4 protein-coding genes are annotated in these 2498 nt (G+C 30.5%); all 4 read left to right on the top strand.

Annotated elements, in window-relative coordinates:
* On the top strand, window positions 1–461 hold a 461-nt coding region (locus AC1DQW_RS27465), incomplete at its 5' end, for a hypothetical protein (RefSeq protein ID WP_477456979.1).
* Window positions 458–616 (top strand): AAA family ATPase, encoded by a 159-nt coding sequence (locus tag AC1DQW_RS27460; RefSeq protein ID WP_477456978.1) that lies wholly within the window; start codon window positions 458–460, stop codon window positions 614–616. The genes AC1DQW_RS27465 and AC1DQW_RS27460, both read left to right, overlap by 4 nt.
* Window positions 591–1661: an AAA family ATPase gene (locus tag AC1DQW_RS27455; RefSeq protein WP_477456977.1), complete on the top strand. Its 1071-nt coding sequence runs from the start codon at window positions 591–593 to the stop codon at window positions 1659–1661. Before AC1DQW_RS27460 ends, AC1DQW_RS27455 begins: the two co-directional genes overlap by 26 nt.
* A gap of 186 nt (window positions 1662–1847) precedes the next feature.
* Window positions 1848–2156 carry a hypothetical protein gene (locus AC1DQW_RS27450; RefSeq protein ID WP_477456976.1) on the top strand — a complete coding sequence of 103 codons (309 nt, stop codon included), beginning with the start codon at window positions 1848–1850 and terminating at the stop codon, window positions 2154–2156.
* The last annotated feature ends 342 nt before the right edge of the window (window positions 2157–2498 follow it).

The following is a 2498-nucleotide window of genomic DNA, read 5'->3' as shown; positions in this document are numbered from 1 at the left end:
AAGGTGTTGTGAATATTCAACAAAACAACTCAATTAAGGATATAAGTTCAATAACAAATAACTCAATACAAAAGCAAATTCTCAATTTGGAAAAGAGGGGGTTTGTGATTAAAGAGGAAACAGGGACTGAATTAAATGCAAATCCAATTACTATCAATAAAGAATTAAAGGAAATTACAATTTATAAGCCTATCAATGAGATACAAAAACGACTCAAAATAGGTGATGAAGAATATATATTACAGGAAGAACGGTGGGATTATAAAAGCGATTTCTTTCCAGCATGCAAAATAATTTCAGATACTTTAATAATAAATATAGATTATCCTTTATTTAGCAAAAATATTTTCGATTCAATTTTAAAATTTCAAGTCATTCTTTTAACAAATCACACCTTGGGGATTTTGGATAATGATTCCTTCAGGAAAATCCAAAATGACCTAATAAAAACCTTTATATGATAATCACAAGTGTAACTGTCAATAACTTTAAAAGCCTAATAAGCGTTAATTTTAATAACCTCACCGCTATTAACTTATTATATGGGTATAACAATAGCGGTAAATCAAATATTTTAAAGTTTTTAGAGATTGTATTCAAAAAAAAAGACTTTTGAACAAACCTCTTCTTATATTTCCCCTGAAAGTAAAACATCCATTATTCGCAATGAAGTAATTGARGAAACCGATTTTTATCGAGGTGAAGTTTATAACTATCCATTTTATTATTTCCAAAATGCTTGGAATATACCAAATGGAGAAATCGAATTTCAAATTGATTTTTTATTAGCCCCAGACGATTTAGTGGCATTTCCTTATTTATTGGATAATGGTATCTATGTTGTAAAAGATTCAATACCATTTGTATTAGCAGGGAAGTTTTCGCCAAAGTCTTTCAACTCTTTTGAAATAATACTCAGTCAGGCATCCGTAGATGGAAATTTAATTTACTCCCATGACGGAGCAGCAACAAATTTTTTTCCAACTATTAAAGGGGGAAGTGACGAATTACAGCTAATTGAATTTTTGAGACGTTTYAATAATATTGTTTTATTAATCGATAGTGATCGTTATTTTCAAGATGAGGAATTTTTTTACAATCCCAACTTAGACCTTAATTCCAAAAGCTTAAAGCAATGGTATTATTCATTATCTCTGGATTTTGAAAAAGGTAATCAGCTAAAAAATATTGAACATTTTATAAATGGCTTTCAGATTACTGATCCTGAAAATGAAAATCCTAACTTTCAAAACCTTCCATTTGTTGGCGCCATTACTGTTCAGAAAGTTGCCAGTACTATAGAAGTGTTCTTAAAAAACGGAAATCTAACATTGCCGATTAGAAATTTCGGTACAGGCATTCAACAGATTTTCTATATACTAACTAAAATTTTCTCTTCACCTGCAGACATAATATTAATTGAAGAATTTGAGTTGAATTTGTCAAAAAGATACCAGGTGGAGTTTTTAAAATATCTAAAAGCTCATGTAGAAAAAATGGGAAAACAGCTCATATTTACCTCCCATAGTCCGTATATAGCAAATGAACCTGGATTAATTAGCTCACATTATCAGGTTGAGATATCTAGCCAAGGATTAACGACTATTACCCATCAAACCCGTGGCGAAAGCGGTTATCAGGATTGGATTGCTGCACATTAACTTACAATCTCTAATCTTATCTAATTATCGTTTATATAATAGATTTATCAAATTGTAAACCTATAGCCAATCTCATTAAGAATGATTTAAATGACTGATAAGTACAGCTGTCTTATAACGCATGGAGTTGAATTTCCTTTGGAAAATATACCATTCCACGGCAAGGCCCCATTAAAAAGAATTTTAATGTCTGGCTCAGAGGCCGGCTCAAATTTCAACCTTCATATTGCCATTCATGTTATAGGGGAACAACTCCCCTTTGAATATCGGTCTTATTCGCAATCGCATGCACATAATTGTGACGAATGGAATATTATAATAGGTGATACATTGGAATTTGAAATTATGCTGAATGACGAAAAGTACATAGTAAAGTCTCCGGCGACTATTTATATCCCAAAGGGAACGGTTCATTCTGCAAATGTTTTAGAAGGGAAAGGTATCTTTATAGCCATATTGGATACCATAGATTATAACAATTCCTTTATCGTCTAAATCGTTTCTAGAAATTTTTGTTTTATCCATTTGCCATAGGATTTACCAGTTTGCGATAATTGATAAGAAATTTTCCCATCCTCATTTAACGATATTTCATAATAAGGGTAGAAATTCTGATTAAAGTACCTACTTATATTGTTTTTGTTTTTAGGTATTTTGTATATGCTATATTTGATTAAATGTGAAATTTCAGTTGTTGTATAAGAGTTTAGGGTATTATCATATAAAGTTTGAATACAATATAAGTAGGTACTTTAATCAGAATTTCTACCCTTATTATGAAATATCGTTAAATGAGGATGGGAAAATTTCTTATCAATTATCKCAAACTGGTAAATC

Source organism: Mucilaginibacter sp. P5_A4, assembly GCF_056400605.1.
This window is presented reverse-complemented; position numbering and strand designations above follow the sequence as displayed.